This is a genomic window from Microcoleus sp. w2-18bC1, from assembly GCF_036700365.1.
Lineage (GTDB): Bacteria > Cyanobacteriota > Cyanobacteriia > Cyanobacteriales > Microcoleaceae > Microcoleus.
This window is the reverse complement of sequence record NZ_JAUBOS010000025.1, coordinates 37,989-56,030: the sequence shown is the minus strand read 5'-3', so window position 1 is coordinate 56,030 and position 18,042 is coordinate 37,989. Positions and strand designations below refer to the sequence as shown.

General features: G+C 45.2%; 17 protein-coding genes. 12 read left to right on the top strand and 5 right to left on the bottom strand.

The annotated features are described in order from the left end of the window. Position 1: 1 nt before the first annotated feature. From QT979_RS15255 to gltD, 3 genes are all read right to left on the bottom strand, one after another. Positions 2-2,260, bottom strand: coding sequence for a tetratricopeptide repeat protein (locus tag QT979_RS15255; protein ID WP_333310843.1), 2,259 nt, complete (start codon positions 2,258-2,260; stop codon positions 2-4). After that, positions 2,238-3,605: a P-loop NTPase fold protein gene (locus tag QT979_RS15250; protein WP_333310841.1), complete on the bottom strand. Its 1,368-nt coding sequence runs from the start codon at positions 3,603-3,605 to the stop codon at positions 2,238-2,240. Before QT979_RS15250 ends, QT979_RS15255 begins: the two co-directional genes overlap by 23 nt. A gap of 341 nt (positions 3,606-3,946) precedes the next feature. Further along, entirely contained in the window at positions 3,947-5,431 is a 1,485-nt protein-coding gene (gltD, locus tag QT979_RS15245) for a glutamate synthase small subunit (RefSeq protein WP_333253831.1), read from the bottom strand. Positions 5,432-5,614: 183 nt separating this feature from the next. On the opposite strand from gltD, the gene QT979_RS15240 reads away from it, so the two are divergent. The 10 genes from QT979_RS15240 (at position 5,615) to QT979_RS29050 (ending at position 14,938) form a co-directional block, all read left to right on the top strand. Next, positions 5,615-5,776 (top strand): hypothetical protein, encoded by a 162-nt coding sequence (locus QT979_RS15240; protein WP_333210105.1) that lies wholly within the window; start codon positions 5,615-5,617, stop codon positions 5,774-5,776. 172 nt (positions 5,777-5,948) lie between these two features. Next, the gene (locus tag QT979_RS15235) at positions 5,949-6,980 is read left to right on the top strand and encodes a sulfate ABC transporter ATP-binding protein (protein ID WP_333210106.1); all 1,032 of its coding nucleotides are present in this window, start codon (positions 5,949-5,951) and stop codon (positions 6,978-6,980) included. A gap of 228 nt (positions 6,981-7,208) precedes the next feature. Then, positions 7,209-9,152 (top strand): ATP-binding protein, encoded by a 1,944-nt coding sequence (locus QT979_RS15230; RefSeq protein ID WP_333210108.1) that lies wholly within the window; start codon positions 7,209-7,211, stop codon positions 9,150-9,152. Positions 9,153-9,308: 156 nt separating this feature from the next. Next, on the top strand, positions 9,309-10,040 hold the full coding sequence (cysE, locus tag QT979_RS15225) for a serine O-acetyltransferase (RefSeq protein WP_333231990.1): 732 nt from the start codon (positions 9,309-9,311) through the stop codon (positions 10,038-10,040). An 87-nt stretch (positions 10,041-10,127) separates the two neighbouring features. After that, the gene (locus QT979_RS15220) at positions 10,128-10,712 is read left to right on the top strand and encodes a Crp/Fnr family transcriptional regulator (RefSeq protein ID WP_333083957.1); all 585 of its coding nucleotides are present in this window, start codon (positions 10,128-10,130) and stop codon (positions 10,710-10,712) included. A gap of 267 nt (positions 10,713-10,979) precedes the next feature. Further along, positions 10,980-11,936, top strand: coding sequence for a sulfurtransferase (locus QT979_RS15215; RefSeq protein WP_333231988.1), 957 nt, complete (start codon positions 10,980-10,982; stop codon positions 11,934-11,936). Positions 11,937-11,991: 55 nt separating this feature from the next. Then, positions 11,992-12,153, top strand: coding sequence for a hypothetical protein (locus tag QT979_RS15210; RefSeq protein ID WP_333210116.1), 162 nt, complete (start codon positions 11,992-11,994; stop codon positions 12,151-12,153). A 58-nt stretch (positions 12,154-12,211) separates the two neighbouring features. Continuing rightward, positions 12,212-13,429 (top strand): YeeE/YedE family protein, encoded by a 1,218-nt coding sequence (locus QT979_RS15205; protein ID WP_333310837.1) that lies wholly within the window; start codon positions 12,212-12,214, stop codon positions 13,427-13,429. 384 nt (positions 13,430-13,813) lie between these two features. Continuing rightward, positions 13,814-14,695, top strand: a complete 882-nt coding sequence (locus tag QT979_RS15200) for a sulfate ABC transporter substrate-binding protein (RefSeq protein WP_445304790.1) — start codon at positions 13,814-13,816, stop codon at positions 14,693-14,695. A 24-nt stretch (positions 14,696-14,719) separates the two neighbouring features. Continuing rightward, a complete protein-coding gene (locus QT979_RS29050; protein ID WP_445304789.1) occupies positions 14,720-14,938 on the top strand; it encodes a hypothetical protein in 219 nt (72 codons plus the stop codon). 220 nt (positions 14,939-15,158) lie between these two features. On the opposite strand, the gene QT979_RS15195 is transcribed toward QT979_RS29050, so the two are convergent. Next, positions 15,159-15,392, bottom strand: coding sequence for a hypothetical protein (locus tag QT979_RS15195; protein ID WP_333210122.1), 234 nt, complete (start codon positions 15,390-15,392; stop codon positions 15,159-15,161). Between the two features lie 110 nt (positions 15,393-15,502). Between QT979_RS15195 and QT979_RS15190 the strand changes: the two genes are divergently transcribed. Next, a complete protein-coding gene (locus QT979_RS15190) occupies positions 15,503-15,940 on the top strand; it encodes an Rrf2 family transcriptional regulator (RefSeq protein WP_333210124.1) in 438 nt (145 codons plus the stop codon). Between the two features lie 18 nt (positions 15,941-15,958). Beyond that, positions 15,959-16,939 (top strand): cysteine synthase A, encoded by a 981-nt coding sequence (gene cysK, locus QT979_RS15185; RefSeq protein ID WP_333210126.1) that lies wholly within the window; start codon positions 15,959-15,961, stop codon positions 16,937-16,939. A gap of 73 nt (positions 16,940-17,012) precedes the next feature. On the opposite strand, the gene QT979_RS15180 is transcribed toward cysK, so the two are convergent. Continuing rightward, entirely contained in the window at positions 17,013-17,807 is a 795-nt protein-coding gene (locus QT979_RS15180; RefSeq protein ID WP_333210128.1) for a sulfite exporter TauE/SafE family protein, read from the bottom strand. Between the last annotated feature and the right edge of the window lie 235 nt (positions 17,808-18,042).

Sequence of the window (18,042 nt, the reverse complement as noted above, 5' to 3'; positions counted from 1 at the left end):
CTTAATCGGATTCCCACTCTCGCTCGATTCTTTCTAAGTCTTTCGCGGCTCCCAATTGTTGAAATATTTGATGGGCACTGTTGTAATGTTGTTGGGCAAGTTCTGGGTTGTTACGTTTGCGGTAAAGTCGTGCTAAATCATAGTTAGCCTCCGCAATGTTGCTAGATTCTCCCAGTTCTTGGAATTTCGCTAAATAGTCTTTTAAAAGTGGTTCTGCCGCATCTAAATTCCCCTTAAGCATTTCGATTTCTCCCAAACAACCGATCGAACTTGCTATATTAGAGCGATCGCCCAATTTTGTCTTAAATTCCAAACATTGTCGGTACAATTTCTCAGCTTCATCCCAATTGCCGAGATTTTTCTCTATATTTCCCAATAGTCCCCAACAAATTGCCATACCAGACCGATCTCCTAATTCTGTCCTTAATTGCAAAGATTGCTGATACAATATCTCCGCTTTATCCCAATTGCCACGTCTTAACTCGATATCTCCCAATAGCTCCCAGCAAGTTGCTATACCAGAGCGATCTCCCAATCCTCTCTCAACTTCCAAAGATTGCCGGTACAATCTCTCCGCTTCATCCCAATTGCCGCGATTTCGCTCGATATCTCCCAATTGTCTCCAACAAGTGGCCATACCAGAACTATCTCCCAATTCTGTCTTAAATTCTAAACATTGTCGGTATAATCTTTCAGCTTCATCCCAATTACCACGCTTTAGCTCAATATCTCCCAATACTCCCCAACTACTTGACATAACAGAGCGATCGCCTAATTCTGTCATAATTTCCAAACATTGTCGGTATAATCTCTCTGCTTCATCCCAATTGCCACGCCATCGCTCAATATCTCCCAATTGTCCCCAACAAGTTGCCATGCCAGAGCGATCTCCTAATTCTGTCCTTAATTCCAAACATTGTCGGTACAATCTCTCAGCTTCATCCCAATTACCGCGATTTCGCTCAATATCTCCCAATTGTCCCAAACAAGTTGCCATACCAGAGAGATCGCCCAATTTTGTCATCAATTCCAAAGATTGCCGGTACAATCTCTCTGCTTCATCCCAATTGCCACGCTTTAGCTCAATTTCTCCCAATAATAAACTAATTATCATAACAAAGGGAACATCTGGCAATTCACTGAATTTTTCTAAAATTTGTTGATAATACCACTCAGCCTCATTCAGATTCCACATTTCTTTTGCTACCCATCCTAACAGTAAATAGGCAATAGCTTGCAAGTAAATATTCCCTACTGCTTGTGCAATCTCTAAATATTCCTGATAAAAAACCTTTGCTTGTGACCAATCCCGCAACTTCTGAAAGACATTACCCAAACCATATAAAGCATTAGCTTCCCCGTGGCGGTTTTCCTGTTTGCGGGCAATTTCCAGCGATTTTTGATAGGCATTCACTGCCGCCAAAAATTGTTGCTCTTGCTGATAAGATTCTCCCAATCCCTGGTATACTTGAGCTTGCAGCGCTAAATTTTTTGTTTCAACAGTCAACTCCAATGCTTTTTCTAAATATTCTCTCGCTTTAGCTGGCTTTTCTTGACTGAGATAAGCAACTCCTAATTGATGTAAAATGTTGCTGCAAGCACTAGGATTTTTTTCAGAACCAGAATGGCTCGGACTGTATTCCATCAACAAAGACTCTAAAAGTTCTATTCTTTCTTTCTTCTCCGGTGGGTTTAATGTCCTAAAAATTTTTTCCAGATCGAGAGTCCTAGCAACGGCATCATCTCTAGTAGCTTGAGTAGTTTTAAAGAGAAACACACCAGATTTCCACGCCCAAAAATCCGGTGCAAACTTCGCCAAACGAGTAATCGCATAGTCCGGCAAAACAAACAGGATCGGATGGGGAACGCTGGTTTTATAAGCATCTCGCACCCAATTAAGGTCTTGTAATACTGGAGGATATTCGTCAAATTTGCCGATCGACTTTTCCAATCCCCGCACAATTAAAACTAATTTTTTATTTGGCTCTCGCTTAATAGTAGGTAAAATCTTGATAATTTCATCTCGGAGAAAACGCAAATTCTCATCAAAACTCACAACTTCAAATTGAGTTTCTTGAGAAATCGGATGATTTTTCAATCCCTCAATTAGCAAATCCGCTTCCGCATTAAAATTAACTTCTGCAAACCCGATAGTCAAATTCTCCGAAAAATCAACAAACGTCAAAAGTTGAGTAAATGCTTGCTGATTGACAGCTAAAAATCGCCCAATTTGTGAATTACGATCGTTCTGGGTTAACATTGGATTCTCTGGCATCTCGGAGAGCTTTTTGGAATTCTTCATTTTGCTTCACCACCGGATTCGGATAGTTCCATCGATTTTTGCCGTTGTATTCCAAAACCGAAAGATTGAATAACATCAACTCACTGATTTCATCTTTATTAATATTTTTTGTCAAACAAACTTGAGCTAAAAGTGGATAATGATTTTGCGGGATAATCCGTTCAAAATTAAATTGTTCTTGTTTGATTGCATAGGTAACATCTTCAGCCATTATTTTATCGTGACCGCGACCTCTAGCTGTTATGGAAGCAGTTCGCATAATCTGGATGAGTTGGCGAACATGACCACCGCTGGCTTTTGCCACTTCCAGCAATTGTTCGCGGGACTCAAAGATTGTGTCAACTTCAACTCGGCGTTCGATTAAACTAGCCATAGCATTTAAGCTAACTTCATTGTAGTTTAAGTCACAGCTATCTCGATTAAATTCATAAATATTGACCATCGGGACTATGTGAGGACAGTCAAAATTCTTGACGGCATTTTGAGACGAGTACAGAGCTCCCAGCGGAACTGTATAAATCATCGTACAGTTCAGTTCTTGAAGTTGAGCGGCATAGTCAAAAAATAAATGGTTTGCCACCTTGGGAGGAACGCGGTCTAAATTATCAAAGATAATTAAAAAACCTTTATAGTTAGGAAACTTTTTACGCAGCTTTTTGAGAGCATCATTTAACAGCAAGTTGATATCGGCTTTCAATCGAGAGATATCTTTTTCTAAAGTTTGGCGAATTGTTTTTTTCTGCTTATCAGAACCTTTAATTTGTGCCAGTAATTTTACCAACAACTTCGCTAAAAATGGAGCTTCCGGCCCCAAAGTTGCTTCTCCTTCGATGCTGATGGAACTTTCAACGGTTCGTTCTGTTTCTTCGGTGACATCCTTAAACCAAGCCTCAAAATTATCCATCAGCCGAGAATCTAATTTCAGCCCCAGCCGGCGCATTTCAAACTCAACTCGCTTAATGGCAATTAAATAGAAATCTGTATAACCGACATCATTAATATCTGTCTCTTCGTTGACTTCCAGATAAATGACGCGATAATCTTTTTCCCACTCTTTTTGAATTCGCTTCAATTCGGTACTTTTGCCAGAGCCGCGATGTCCGGTAAACAGGATTGTGGTAAACTGTTCTGGTTCTTGACAGTCTAAAATATTACTGACACCTGCGATCGCTTCGGTTTTGCGAACTTCTGATAAATCGACATAATAGCGATCGAGATCTGCACCTTCTAAGGATTGGAGAGGATTACAGACTTGATAGGCAGTTTTGAGGGTAGTGGCGCGGTTGATAGGATGAGTAGTCATAAGTTTTTAATTTAGTATATTTGTTGCAGGAAACCTGAACAATTTATCAAAATTATGTTATTTTTGTACTTCTATTTTCTCAAAAACTTGGGCGATCGAGAATAAGTTCGCTCGCAATTCCTGTAGGGGCGGGTTCGCCAAAATATCTGACACCCAACCACAAATTATCTAAACCCGCCCTCCCCCACCCAAATATTACGATTTCTCAGGATTTCGGTTATTTCGTAGGGTGGGGGCGGGTTTACAAGATTTACGGTTTTTTCCTCGAAATCTCGGCGAACCCGCCCCTACCAGCCCATGAACCAGCGGAAAATGAATAAGGGCGATCGACCCCCTACCAACTAAGGCAAATCCGTGCTCCCCATCAGATAAAGGTCGCACTCCCGGGCCACGCCGCGCCCTTCATTAATCGCCCAAACCACCAAACTTTGTCCCCGGCGACAGTCTCCAGCCGCGAAAACTCCCGGAATGCTGGTTGTATATTTTTCGTGTTCGGCTTTCACGTTGCTGCGGGCGTCGCGTTCCAATCCCAGCGCATCCAGCAAGGGCTGTTCCGGGCCGAGGAAGCCCATCGCTAGCAAGACAAGCTGTGCGGGCAACACTTTTTCGGTACCCGGGATGTGGTTCGGAATGAACTGCCCTTTCTCGTTTTTCGCCCACTCCACCTCAACGGTGTGCACAGCTTTGACATTGCCGTTTTCGTCGCCCTCGAACTTTGTCGCCGTGGTGAGATAGCCGCGGGGGTCGTCGCCGAATTTGGCTGCGGCTTCTTCTTGGCCGTAGTCGAGGCGGTAGACTTTTGGCCATTCGGGCCAGGGATTGTTGGCCGCCCGTTCCGAGGGCGGTTTGGGCAGGATTTCTAGCTGTACCAGGCTTTTGCAGCCGTGGCGAATGGAGGTGCCCACGCAGTCGGTGCCGGTGTCGCCGCCGCCGATGATCACGATATCTTTGCCTTCGGCGGAGATGAAGTTATCGTTGGTGCTCTTGTCTAAAACTGCTTTGGTGTTCGCAGTCAGGAAGTCCATTGCGAAGTGGATGCCTTTTAATTCGCGGCCGGGGATGCCCAAGTCGCGGGGTTTGGTGGCGCCGGTACAGAGGACAACGGAGTCGTATTCTTTTAGCAGTTGTTCGGCTGGTAAGTCTTTGCCGACTTCGGTGTTGCAGACGAATGTCACGCCTTCGTCCTCGAGGACTTTGAGGCGGCGCATTACGACTTGTTCTTTGTCTAGCTTCATGTTGGGGATGCCATACATTAGCAGGCCGCCTGGTCGATCGGCTCTTTCGTATACAGTTACCCAATGACCGGCTTTGTTGAGTTGCGCGGCGGCGGACAAACCGGCGGGCCCGGAACCGATAACGGCGATTTTTTTGCCGGTGCGTTTGGCGGGTGGTTCGGCAGTAATCCAGCCTTCATCCCAGCCTTTATCGATAATTGCGGCTTCGATGTTTTTAATCGTGACTGGCGGGTTGTTGATGCCGAGCACGCAAGCGCCTTCGCAGGGGGCGGGACAGACGCGGCCGGTGAATTCCGGGAAGTTGTTGGTTTTGTGGAGTCTGTCTAGGGCTTCTTTCCAGAGTCCGCGATATACGAGGTCGTTCCATTCGGGGATGAGGTTGTTAATGGGGCAGCCGCTTGCCATGCCGCTGATAATTGTGCCCGTGTGGCAAAACGGAATGCCGCAGTCCATGCAGCGCGCGCCTTGGGTGCGGAGTTTGTCCTCTTCCATCGGCAGGTGAAATTCGTCCCAGTTGTGGACTCTCTCGACTGGTGAGAGTTCGGAGGGCAATTCGCGCAAGAATTCGATAAAGCCTGTTGGTTTTCCCATAGTGGTGTTCTGGTTAGAATTTACTATTCTGGTAGTTTGTCAAAGCTGAAGCCTGTATGCTTATGAACTAACTATTGTCATATAAATTGTGGGCGATCGCACCTCAGATTGAGCAATTTGTACATGAAATCTTTAATATCGCCGGGAGTCGGGGAATTGTCGGCAGCGGTAAAATATAAATAGATGGACAGCAAAGAAACCGGGTTTTTTACGGGGATTAAAGGTTTTAAAGGTTATGAGGCTGTATTTGCGTCCATCAAACCCGGTTTCTACGTAATTTCAGCATTGGCTTATTCTCCGACGATCGCACGGCTACAGCCACATCTGGAAACCCTCGCGGGTTAACTCAGACGCCTTGCCAGCGTCAACTTTCAAGGGCCGTCCCCATCAGCAGGGCTCGAAATACAATACAAAAAGTTACAGGCCTTGCCAAATATTAATTTCAGGATATACTACTGTAAATCGGTCAGATATATGGAGTTAATACCATCAACTCCTAAAATAGGTACACAAAGTCATGAGCATTACAATTGAGAACGTATCGAAACACTTCGGCTCCTTCCACGCCATTGACAACGTGAGTTTGAAAATAAAAAACGGCTCTCTAGTCGCGCTTTTAGGGCCTTCTGGTTCGGGGAAATCGACTCTGCTGAGGATGATTGCGGGACTCGAACCGCCGGATAGCGGTCAGATTTACCTGATCGGGGAGGATGCTACCCAGCAGTCGGTGCAGGAACGGCATATTGGTTTTGTGTTTCAGCACTATGCTTTGTTCAAACACATGAGTATTCGGAAAAATATTGCTTTTGCGATGGAAATTCGCAAAGTTCCTAAAGACTCTATTCGCAGGCGGGTGGATGAACTTTTGGATTTAGTGCAGTTGACAGGTTTGGGCGATCGCTATCCTTCGCAACTTTCCGGGGGCCAGCGGCAGCGGGTTGCTTTGGCAAGAGCTCTCGCAGTTCAACCGAAAGTGCTGCTGCTAGACGAACCTTTTGGAGCATTAGATGCTAAAGTCCGCAAAGAATTGCGATCGTGGCTGCACAACCTTCACAAAGAAGTTAATATCACCACAGTTTTTGTGACTCACGACCAAGAAGAAGCTATGGAAGTAGCCGATGAAATTGTGGTGATGAACAAAGGTAGAGTCGAACAAGTTGGCTCTCCTGCTGAAATTTATGACAAACCGGCATCAGCTTTTGTGATGAGTTTTATTGGGCCGGTCAATGTGCTGTCGAATGCTGCGGGTTTGTTCGCCAGCAACGGCACAACGGCTCACAAGAACGGAGCAGCTCATTCTGAAGTAGTATTTTTGCGCCCCCACGATGTGGAAATTCAAACTAAGCCACAGTCGGGTTTTGCATTAGCAAAAGTCAGCCGCATCATTCATTTAGGGCGGGAAATACAAACCGAGTTAGTGTTAGAATCGGAGCAGGTAGTAACAGCTTACGTTAGTCGCGAGCGCTTCGATTCTCTACAGTTAACGCGAGATCAGCAGGTTTACGTCAAGCCCAAACACGCGATGACTTTCCCTGTTTATTCAATTTAAATCAGCGGCTGCATCTTACTCAAAATACTATCGGGGAGCTTCTACAAAACACTGCTGCCACATCGTTACCAGGCTCGTGCCTGGTAAAGCTGTCTCATGGCTCTAAATCGGAGATAGAGCCTCCTGAAATTCATTCCCAGGCAGAGCCTGGGAACGAGAAAAAGAGAAAAAAGAGAAATCTCAGGCAGAGCCTGGGACGGAGAACTAGAAACAAGATAGGTGAAGAATATGACTGCTAACAAATTCTTGAATTTAGCAACTAGCACTTTACTTGCTTATCGCCGTTACATCCAGGCAGGATTAACACTTTGTGCAGGATTGGGATTGTCTGCGATCGCCTCTTCAGTTGCGTACAATTGGGAATACAAATCCATGCAAGTCGAACTGCAAGACCGGCTGGACAAAATAGCTACAGACATTCAGAGGGATGTTAGCGGCAATTTAGAAATAATTCGGGCTGCTGGAGCATTTTACAGCGTATTTGACGGCGTTAAAAAACCAGAAATGAAGACATTTGTTGGTCCTGCCCTCTACCGGCATCCGAGCCTGAAGGCGATCGCTTGGCTGCCCCGTGTTTCTTACTCTCCCGAATTCCTAACAGATGAAATAGATTTAGGTTTAGACTTAAAAGCCAATCGGGTAGCGTTAGAAAACGCCACAAAAAGACAAGAAATTACCGCGACTGATCGCCAAAAATGGTCTTCCCAAAATCAACCCACCGTCTTCGTCTTCATGCCAATTTTTACTCAAAGTTCTGCTGACGATGGCGCAGAATTGCCGCCAAATTTACCTGATCGCTCACCAGAAAATTTGAAAGGTTTTACTTTTGGCGTTTTGCTGGTTGATGCGATTGTCAAATCGGCTTTACAGGAAACTAACCTCAACTTTGTTAACGTTTATCTTCAAGATGCCATGGCTCCTGAAACCGAAAAATTTCTTGCTTTTTATGAAGCCAAGACAAAAAGGATAATTACCGATGAAAACATTAAAAATAACATCCAAATTGGGGAAAGAGCTTACTGCCCGGACGGCAGCAGTTGCACCCGCATTCTCAATATTGAAAATCGCAGGTGGTTGCTGCAATTACGGCTAACACCCGAGTACATTAATCCTCTAAAATTTTGGCGTTCTTTGACTGTTTTGATTTTGGGGATAATCTTAACTTTGGTGGCGACACTTTATCTCATGAGCTTGTTAAATTATACCGAAAAAATTGAAAAAATAGCAGCAGAACGCACGGCTAAATCTAAACAACTAGAGCAAACTTTGCAAGAGTTGCAACAAACTCAAGCTCAACTGATTCAGCAGGAGAAAATGTCTAGTTTGGGTTTATTAGTTGCTGGTGTCGCCCACGAAGTCAACAATCCTATAAATTTCATTTATGGCAATATCCACCACGTCAGGGCATATAGTAGCGATTTGTTAGAGTTGGTAAAACTTTACCAAAAACACTCTTTATACCCTCAGTCGGAAATTTCAGAATATTTACAAAATATTGACTTTGACTTTCTCAGCAAAGATTTGCCCCAACTGTTGTCTTCGATGAAAATAGGAGCCGATCGCATTGTTCAAATTGTTCAATCTTTGCGGAACTTCTCTCGCTTAGACGAAAGCGAAATGAAACCTGTCAATATCCATGAAGGCATTGACAGCACTCTGCTAATTCTGCAAAGTCGCCTGAAAGCTACAGCCGATCGCCCGGCGATCGAGATTATTAAAAACTACAGCCATTTACCTTTAGTAGAGTGCTATGCCGGACAATTAAATCAGGTGTTTATGAATATTCTGGCTAATGCGATCGACGCCCTTGAGAGTTACAACCTCGATCGCGGGCCCACAGCAGCGAAAGCCAATCCGATCGCGATCGCCATAACCACAGAATATTCGATCCCCGACAAAATAATTGTGCGGATATCTGACAACGGCCCCGGTATGGCAGAAAATGTCAAAAAACGGCTGTTCGACCCCTTCTTTACGACGAAACCGGTCGGAAAAGGGACAGGATTGGGACTGTCCATCAGCTATAAAATTGTCGTAGAAAAGCACAAAGGTACGCTGCGCTGCGATTCGACACCGGGATTGGGGACGGAATTCTCGATCGAGATTCCGCTGCGACAAGAAGTCAGACAAGCACTACCGTTTGTTTCGCGGAAAATATCGGAGGCAGCTTAGAAGGGGCTGGGAAAGGAAAATTTTTTTCTCATTAACTACTGTAATTCGGTCGGATTACAGTATTATATGTAATAATGCCAAAACCAATACTGCTTTAAGCAGCTTAAACCGTCGGCACTGCCGATACTGTATAACCCAAGCACGGCGAGACTAAATATGTTCAGTGACTTGCAAATTATTTACGAACGCGACCCCGCGGCGCGCAACTGGCTGGAAGTATTATTTTGCTATCCCGGACTGCAAGCACTTTTTTTGCACCGGATAGCAAACTGGCTTTATTCGGCTGGCCTGCCGTTTATACCGCGCTTGATTTCCCAAATGAGTCGCTTTTTAACAGGTATTGAGATTCACCCAGGAGCAAAAATTGGTAGGGGGGTGTTTATCGACCACGGTATGGGGGTGGTCATTGGCGAAACGGCGATCGTTGGAGATTATGCTGTAATTTATCAAGGAGCGACCATTGGCGGCACGGGTAAAGAAATAGGAAAACGGCATCCAACGCTGGGAGAAAATGTAGTGGTAGGAGCAGGTGCTAAAGTTTTAGGCAATATTCAAATTGGCAATAATGTTCGGATTGGTGCGGGTTCGGTAGTGCTGCGGGATGTCCCTAGCGATTGCACAGTTGTGGGAATCCCCGGCCGCATCATCTCTCGGAAAAAGCAGGTGGAAGATGCTCAAAATTCTCAAGGTCTACCGGATTTGGAAGCTCAAGCGATTCGAGCTTTGTTCGATAGAATTAAGAATTTAGAAGAGCAGGTTGCTTTTTTGAAATCTCAATTATCTCCGCTAACAATAACTGGATCAGAGCAAAAAGAGGCAGAAAAACATGAATTATTTATGTATTCTAATTTATTTATTACAGATTTTTTAGACGGTGCAGGAATCTAGTTAAATTTCAATTTATATAGATTTTTTCCGACAAGACTATCCTGCTACCCTGGTACAAACTAACTTTAATTTATTCAGTAACTGGCTATGACTATTGCTTCTCTCTCCACTAAAACATTTGATGAAACGAGCAGACATATATTCTCTCGCCGCTCGCACTTGCCGAACAGAAGCAATGCTTTGTGGCGAATTGAAACTGGAGTAGTGCGAACTGTAACGTGGCTTGAAGATGGCACAATTATCACCTTGGGATTGTGGGGGCCTGGTGATACGATCGGCAAACCGATATCAAAATGCGATCCTTTTCAAATTGAATGCCTCACTAAAGTCGAGGCAATTCTATTATCTGGCGATCGCTGGCTCAATAGAGATATTTTGCTCACTCACATTCAGCAGGCTGAAGCTTTTATGGTAATGCGAGGTTACAAAAGAGTTGATTTTATGCTCTATCAACTATTAACTTGGCTGGCTAAGAGGTTTGGTTCTGAGGTAGAGCAAGGACATCTGATAGATATGATTTTAACGCATCAGGACATTGCAGAAATCATCGGCACAAGTCGCGTAACAGTCACTCGCACCCTCGGTCATTTTGAGCAGCAAGGCTTGATAGATCGTCTGCCACTCCACCGGATTATTCTGCAACCTTCCGAGGTGTGGCACTACGAAATCTAAGGGTAGAATCAATGTCTCGCACGCGCGTGCTCGCGAGCACGCGCATGCGAAGCTATTCCGAAGGGAATCGCCCCAAAATTCCTGTATCCTTCGCTACTAAAAAAAACTATTGACTTTCTGAGACTGTCTGTGCAACAATCAACAGCTATACCTATAATATACGGTAAATCAATCAACTTTAAGGTGATTACTGGAGAGAGCGATCGACTCTCTAGCAGCGAGGAGCTTTTTGTGCTTTTCGACAGAGACAATACAAGAGGAAAGAAAATGAAAACTAAATCCCTGAAAGCTCGATTTAAAAGAAACAAAATAGGGGCATTAATTGCCGTCCTAGCGGTGCTGGCGATCGCAATTCCTCTGTTCCCATTTTTCCAAACCCAAGCAGCGGAATCAAAAAGTAAAATTCAATTCGTTTCCCCCGCATGGGTTGCCCAAAACGCCAGCGACAAAAACCTGCGAATTCTCGATGTCCGTACCAATCCAATGGACTACTTTATCGGGCATCTTCCCAACGCAGTCAACATCGCCGACAACACCTTGCGCGGGCCGGACAGTGGTTTGCCAGTACAGTATCTAACGCCGGATAAACTGGGGCAATTACTGTCGCGGGCAGGAGTAACAGACAACAGCCGCGTCTTAGTTTATTCCGACGGCAGAGACATTCTCGGCGCGACAATGGTTGCTTACGTATTGGAGCGATTGGGACACTCGGACATCGCAGTTATCGACGGAGGTTATGCGGGTTACAAAGCAGCTCAAACTGTGACGAAAGAGTTTCCAAAATACGCGGCTGGTACACTGACTGTGCGCGACAACAAATCAATTCGTGTTACCCTAGATGAAGTCAAAAATTTAATTGGCAAAACAGGCGTCACATTCATCGATCCCAGACCGGAAAAACTATTTCAAGGGGAAGAAAAAATCTGGACGCGCAACGGACACATTCCCGGCGCTCGCAACCTTCCCTGGCCGACTTTTACCGATGCTGAAAACCCTCACAAGTTGAAGTCTCTCGACGAAATCAAGCAGATTTTGGCAGCTAAAAAGATCGATCGCAACAGCGACATCATCGTTACTTGCAGTACGGGGCGGGAAGCAACGCTGCAATATGTAGTTTTGAAACACTTGCTGAACTATCCGAAAGTCAGAATCTACGAAGGTTCTTGGACTGAATACAGTCAGACTAATTTACCTGTAGAAACTGGTCCGGAACAAGCAGTGTAGAAAACAAATCTGTAGTTAACAGCAATTTTGGCTAAAAATTGACCGAAGAGGTAGAATGAAAACAGCAATTATCTCGATATCAATGCTCGGAATAATCAGCTCGATGGGCTTGGGTTTATCAACAATAGCTGAGCACCGACAAGCAGATAATTCCGTTGCTTGCACTCCTAGCGAACAACCCGATGAAAAATCGGAGACTTCGCCGCGAAACACTTAGCGCTAAAATGGAGGCTCTGCCTCGCTTTACAGTTGTTTCTCGAGTCAAGTATCTTATTGTGAATAACACCGCAGAAATTGCTTTTTCACCCCTGACAAAAACTTCGCCACCCCGATCGCAGCGTCCGATCTTAGCTCTGATACTGACGCTATTTGCTGCTGGTGCGGCCGGTTTGAGCGCCTACGGCTGGCGGCAGAGCGTTTTATTTCTGATTGGAGGCTTGCTGGGCGCGAGTTTGTATCATGCAAGTTTTGGCTTTGCTTCTGCTTACCGCAAATTATTTGCCGATCGCGATATTACAGGTGTTTTAGCGCACTTGTTGATGTTAGGAATTGCTACTGTACTTTTTGCTCCCGTACTTGCATCAGGAGAGGCATTCGGACACAAAATAGCCGGGGCTGTTGCGCCTGTTGGCTGGCAAAATGCGATCGGCGCTTTTCTATTCGGAATTGGAATGCAATTGGGCAGCGGCTGCGCTTGCGGCACGCTTTGGACAATTGGCGGCGGCAGCACGTCAATGCTGTTAACGCTGCTGACTTTTTGCATCGGTTCTTTTGCAGGAAGTTTGACCAGACACCTGTGGAATTTGCCATCGCTGCCACCGATATCTTTAGGAAAAACTTTGGGATGGATGCCCGCAGTCATCTTGCAGCTAAGCGTATTTCTGTTAATTGCGATCGCCCTCTGGCATTGGAATCGCACCAATGGCAAGCAACCCTTAACAGCAGATTTTATCATTAAAACTCCTCAATCTCAAATCAAGAATCAATGGCTTTACGGGCCTTGGTCTCTCGCTGCCGGAGCCTTTTCTCTTGCCTTTCTCAACTGGGTAAAACTGTTAATTGACGGCAGGCCTTGGGGAGTGACTTGGGGGTTTACTTTGTGGGCCGCAGAACTTGCTACTGCTTTTGGGTGGAATCCCGCAAATAACCCGTTTTGGAATACTCCCGACAAGTTGGAATCCTTGCAAAAAGGCATTTTTGCTGATGTTACTTCCGTGATGAATTTTGGCATTGTTTTGGGAGCAGTTTTAGCGGCGGCTTTGGCTGGCAAATTCACCGTCAAAACAAACCTTTCGTTACCCAAAGTTACAGCCGTTTTGAGCGGCGGTTTCATGATGGGTTATGGAGCGCTGCTGGCTTTTGGCTGCAATGTTGGCGCTTTTTTTAGCGGTATTGCTTCTACCAGTTTGCACGGTTGGCTGTGGATTGCGACTGCTTTGTTGGGCAGCGTTGCGGGAATTAAATTGCGATCGCTCTTGCGACTTGAGAATTAATTTCCAACATGAATAGGCGATCGACCTGCGGGTAGGGACAAAGGCCAAGCCTTTGTCCCTACCCGCAGGTCGCGTTTTCCCGCCAAGCGCGCCTAAAACAATAAACCACTGTTTACCTATAGACATTAAGTATTTAATAGTGTAATGTATGAGATTAAGTAGAGAGAGGTGGCAAGCGCACTCAAAGATCGATCGCCAAACTTTTAGCACAACAGTCTCTCAATCTCGCCACTGTTGCCATTAATAAAAATTGCCACATCAGCGAAATCTTATAGATTATCCTGGCAAATCTCATCAGGCTGCATTTGCTCTATATCAAGCGCATTAAACTTAATTGTGCGCTCAATCCATCTGAGAAAAAATAAAAGGAACTAAGAAGCATCAATGCGGTATCATAATCTCCCAGATATTGTCTTGCAGCCATTAAATAAAAAACCTGGTTGGCCAGTATTTTCTATTAAATCAGCCGCTCTGCTAAAATCGTCCCTGTTCAAAGCTTTTACTTTCTTTTTTGCAGTAGGTTTAGGCTTGAGCTGGTTAATTCCTCAGCCTGCAATCAGCCAGGCAAAACCAAAAGATGTCGAACTCACCTTAGTTTCCTTTGCTGTTACCAAATCCGCTTACGACAAGATTGTTCCCCGCTTTGTAGCGAAGTGGAAACGAGAAAACAACCAGAATGTCACTATCAGCCAAAGCTACGGGGGTTCAGGTTCCCAAACCCGCGCTGTGATTAGCGGTTTGGAAGCCGATGTCGTACACTTAGCCTTAGCTTTTGATACCGATCGCATCCAAGAAGCCGGTCTAATTAAACAGGGTTGGGAACGAGAAGTACCCAATAACGGGATTGTTAGCAAATCAGTTGCAGCATTAGTAATGCGAAACGGAAACCCCAAAAAAATCCAAGGCTGGGCCGATTTAGCCAAACCGGGTATCAAAGTAATTACTGCTAATCCCAAAACCTCTGGTGTCGCGCGCTGGAACTTCTTAGCTTTGTGGGGTTCCGTAACTCGAAACGGAGGAAACGAACAAGCAGCCCGCACTTTTGTCAGCCAGGTTTACAAAAACGTGCCAGTGCTTCCCAAAGATGCCCGCGAAGCATCTGATACCTTCTACAAACAAAACCAAGGCGATGTACTGATCAACTACGAAAACGAAATTCTCTTGGCGAAGACGCAGGGCGAAGCTGAACCTTTCATCATCCCCCAAGTGAATATTTCCATTGACAACCCCGTGGCTGTAGTTGATAAATACGCTGCCAAACATTGAACTACTAAGGTGGCGGAGGCTTTTGTGAAATATCTTTACACGCCGGAAGCTCAGCGAGAATTTGCTAAAGCGGGTTTTCGACCTGTTAACTCGACGGTAGCGGGAGAATTTAGCAGTAAATTTCCCAGAATTGGCAAACTGTTTACTGTCGCCGATGTAGGCGGTTGGAATGCGGTGCAAAATAAATTCTTCGCTGACGGTACAATCTTCGATCAAATTCAGAATGGTCTGGGCAACAGATAATTTGTATCGAATGTGCGTTAATTAAATTTTCTCATCGACTCGTCAATAAGTTCAAAAGCAAGTGCGATCGTCGCACTTGCTTTTTTCTTTGTGTTGATTTCTTTCTTCTCACTGCCAACAGATCCGATATCTCGCACCTGTTGAGTGCCGTTAAGTAGCTGAGTATGAAGAAACTTAACGATGAGACAGCATATATCCGCCTACCTACTTAGTAGTTACTTTAAGGGGGCGGTATTGCCTCTAATATACTCGCTCCCTGCAACATTTGAGACTTTCGGGCTCTACCCGCTTCTGGGTATTCCCAAGACGGTGCAAAGGGTGGAATCAAAAACGGACAAGCTTTCCACCCACCCTTTACCCCCACGCCGAGCATCCGGCAGTTTCCGCCCCTGTGCCCGTGCTGCTCGTAATACCGACAGTGCCGACAGCTTAAACCTACATTTACGTTGCTCACGGGATTTCTCCAACCGTTTTTGTAATAAAAATATACTAACACCTGTATATCTACCGGAATTATGTACTATTATATAATGTACAATTTAAACTCGATCGCCAGTGGGGAATGTGGAACTATCTTCTAGAGTAGAATACGCCCTGTTAGCGCTCTTGGAATTGGCGAGTCACCACCCGAATGATTCGCCCCTAACAGTGAACGAACTTACTGCTTCTCAAGAGATACCGGAACGTTATCTAGACCAAATTCTTGCCGTGCTCCGGCGTGCAAGTATTGTCCAGAGTTTGCGGGGTGCTAAAGGCGGTTATTTGCTGGCGAAAGAGCCTTGGCAGATTACTTTGCTAGAGGTGTTTTCGACACTCGAAGGCGAAGGGAGCTGCAAGACCCAAAAAGTTTCGGAATCTGTAACAATAGAAAAAACTGCGGTGCTAGAAATCTGGCAGGAAGCTCAACAGGCATCTTGGGCTGTTTTGAGCAAATACACATTACAAGATTTGTGCGAACAGCGGGATGTTCGCAAACAAGCACATCCCATGTACTACATTTAATTGGAGAGAAATTAAGCCATGAAAATTGCTAAGGATGTTACAGGAATAATTGGCAGAACTCCTTTAGTTCAGCTCAATAAAATTCCCCAAGCCGAAGGAGTAGTTGCTCAAATTGTGGCCAAATTGGAAGGGATGAATCCGGCTGCTTCGGTGAAAGATCGGATTGCAGGGAGCATGATTCAGGCTGCAGAAGATGCAGGGTTAATTCAACCGGGGAAAACTATTTTAGTTGAACCGACTTCAGGAAATACTGGAATTGCTTTGGCAATGATCGCGGCGGCGAAAGGGTACAGTCTGATTTTAACGATGCCGGATACGATGAGTTTAGAGCGCCGATCGATGCTGAAAGCTTACGGAGCTCAGTTGGAATTAACTCCGGGACATGAAGGGATGTTAAGCGCGATCGCCCGTGCGGAAGAAATTGTAGAAGAAACCCCCGACGCTTTCATGCTGCAACAGTTTCGCAACCCCGCTAATCCGAAAATTCACCGGGAAACCACGGCTGAGGAAATTTGGGAAGATACAGAGGGTAAAGTAGATTTTTTAGTGGCTGGAGTTGGCACCGGCGGTACGATTACGGGAGTGGCTGAGGTAATTAAACAGCGGAAACCGAGTTTTAGGGCGATCGCAGTTGAACCCGCCACCAGCCCCGTGCTTTCTGGAGGTAAATCTGGTGCTCACAAAATTCAAGGGATTGGCGCAGGATTCATCCCAGAAGTCTTGAAACCAGAGTTAATTGATGAGGTTATCGCAGTTAGCGACGCAGATGCGATCGCCTACAGTCGCCGACTTGCCAGAGAAGAAGGATTGTTGTCAGGAATTTCTGCCGGCGCCGCTTTGTGTGCTGCAATTCAAGTCGGCAAGCGTCCCGAAAATGCTGGAAAATTGATAGTTTTTGTGCAGCCTTCTTATGGCGAACGCTACCTCAGCACAGTCTTGTTCAAAGATTTAGAATTGCCTTCAGTCCGCGAACTCGAAGCATTAGTCAGCAATTATTAATACGTAGTAGGGGCAATCCCCGTGGTTGCCCTTGCAAAGTAGGGGTAGGTATTCTTGGCACTACCCCTACTTTTCAGACTTGATACAACTTCCAACTCGCCATTGCCAACATTCCGTAAATCACAAACTTTAGCGGGCGTTGAGGCATAATTTGGCAGAATTTAGCCCCTACCAAAACTCCCGGCACCGAACCCAACCAAATTGGCAATACTAAACTCCAGTCTACTGTTCCGAGGCTGAGGTGTCCCAGAGATGTAAACATCAACAAAATTGCCGCCTGCGAAATATCTGTACCCACCAATTTAGAAGTATCCAGGCGGAAAAAAGCAATCAGCAACAATGCAAACATCGAACCGGAAGAAACGCTAGTGATTCCCACTATGCAGCCTAAAATTGCTGCTGCACCCACAGTACAAAAACGACCATAATTAGTATTTAAGTCCCATTTAGGAGGCGAAGGCAATTTAAACTTAGGGAAAAATGTTTTGACCACTAATTGGGTCAGGGATAAAGCGACAATTAGTGCGATAGCTACTCCGAGAAGGCGCAGCAATATGCTGTCTAAGTCCTGACTTCCGCTGGATTTGATGTAGTGTAAAACCCACACGCCAGTCAGGGAACCGGGTACGCTACCCAATGCCAGCCACTTAACTACTTGCAAGTCGAGGGTTTTTTGCTGCCAGTGTTTGAAGCCACCAACAACTTTCATCAGTGTAGCAGCTACGACATCCGAACTAATGGCAATTGATGCCGGAATCTGGAAAACAAAAATTAACATTGGTGTTATGAGCGACGCTCCGCCAACTCCGGTCAAACCAACAATAATGCCAACAAAAAAGCTGAGAAATGATAGTAATAAGTAGTTCACTGTTATGCCAAAAAACTGTGTAATTAAGCCCTGCCAACCAACCAACAAATAGATAACTGGCGCGGCTCCGGCAACACAGCTACACAGGCAAAATCTTACTCGCATTCCAATCTTTCTAGCCAGGAATTTTGCTATTCAACGCTTGAGACTTACCGCGCGTTCAGCTACAAAATTTTTGGTAAAAGTAAGTAAATGCCAATAAACAAAACTACATAATTTGTAGTGTAAAAGCTCC